We start from the raw sequence: 1,621 nt of genomic DNA, 5'->3' as shown, positions 1-1,621 counted from the left end.
GCTCGGCGCCGACGAGTTCGGCTTCTCGACCGCGCCGCTGATCGCGGCGGGCTGCATCATGATGCGCAAGTGCCACCTCAACACCTGCCCGGTCGGCGTGGCGACGCAGGATCCGGTGCTGCGCAAGCGCTTCAAGGGCACGCCCGATCATGTCATCAACTTCTTCTTCTATGTGGCGGAAGAGGTGCGTGCACTGCTCGCCGAAATGGGCTTCACCCATCTCGACCAGATCATCGGCGACAGCGACCTCCTGGAAAAGCGCGACGTGATCCAGCACTGGAAGGCGCGCGGGCTCGACTTCTCGAAGATGTTCTTCAAGCCCGACGCGCCGCATGAGGCGCTGCACTGGACCGAGCGGCAGAAGCATCCGATCGACGACGTGCTCGACCGCAAGCTGATCGAGCTGGCTAAGCCGGCGCTCGAAGCCAGACAGCCCGTCACCATCGAGCTGCCGATCCGCAACGTCGACCGCTCCGCTGGCGCCATGCTGTCGGGCGAGGTCGCCAAACGCTTCAAGCACAAGGGCCTTCGGGAAGACACGATCCAGGTGAAGCTCACCGGCACGGCCGGCCAGTCCTTCGGCGCGTTTCTCGCGCGCGGCGTGTCGTTCGAGCTGGTCGGCGCCGGCAACGACTATGTCGGCAAGGGCCTGTCGGGCGGCCGCATCGTCATCCGCCCGCCGGAAGAAGCCAAGATCGTCGCGGCGGAATCGATCATCGTCGGCAACACGGTGCTCTATGGCGCCACCGAGGGCGAGGCTTACTTCGCCGGTGTCGCCGGCGAGCGCTTCGCCGTGCGCAATTCGGGCGTGGCGGCTGTCGTCGAGGGCGTCGGCGACCATGGCTGCGAATACATGACCGGCGGCATCGTGGTCGTGCTCGGCAAGACCGGGCGCAACTTCGCGGCCGGCATGTCGGGCGGCGTCGCCTATGTGCTGGACGAGAAGGGCGATTTCGCCGAACGCTGCAACATGGCGATGGTCGAGCTGGAGCCGGTCCCGGAAGAGGACGATTTGATGGAGAAGCTGCTCCATCACGGCGGCGACCTCGACCACAAGGGCCGCGTCGACGTGTCGGGCGACATGACCAGCCATGACGAGGAACGGCTCTACCAGCTGATCTCGAACCACGTGCATTACACCGGCTCGGTGCGCGGCCGCGAGATCCTGGACGACTGGCAGAACTTCCGGCCGAAATTCCGCAAGATCATGCCGGTGGAGTATCGCCGCGCCCTGATCGAGATGGAACGCATGCGCATGAGCGTGGCGGCGGAATAGGCATCGGGCATGGCCGGAAAGATGACTTTCCGGCCGGCATCCTCACCAACAATCCTGACCCCGAGAGCATGATCCCGCAAAGTGGGAACTCGGCGAAGGTCATGCTCCAGCAAGGTGCGGTTGCCATGGCGGCCTTATGGGGTTAACGGGTGCGCGACAAAAGCGTGCCTTCGGACAGCAGGGACTGGACTATGGGCAAGGTAACAGGCTTCCTCGAGATCGACCGGCAGGTGCACAAGTACCAGCCGGCCTCCGACCGCATCCGGCATTTCCGCGAATTCACGCTGCCGATGTCGGACAAGGAGGTCGAGAAACAGGCCGCGCGCTGCATGGATTGCGGCATTC

General features: G+C 64.6%; 1 protein-coding gene and 1 pseudogene. Both read left to right on the top strand.

What is annotated here, in order from left to right:
• On the top strand, positions 1-1,276 hold a 1,276-nt coding region (locus EOA28_RS35215), incomplete at its 5' end, for a glutamate synthase-related protein (RefSeq protein WP_245501676.1).
• 191 nt (positions 1,277-1,467) lie between these two features.
• Positions 1,468-1,621 (top strand): annotated as a pseudogene (gene gltD / locus EOA28_RS35210) (glutamate synthase); the annotation flags it as partial.

The organism is Mesorhizobium sp. M2A.F.Ca.ET.067.02.1.1, from assembly GCF_004023285.1.
Lineage (GTDB): Bacteria > Pseudomonadota > Alphaproteobacteria > Rhizobiales > Rhizobiaceae > Mesorhizobium.
Note: the sequence above shows the minus strand (reverse complement) of the source record. Positions and strands in the feature narration are given on the sequence as shown.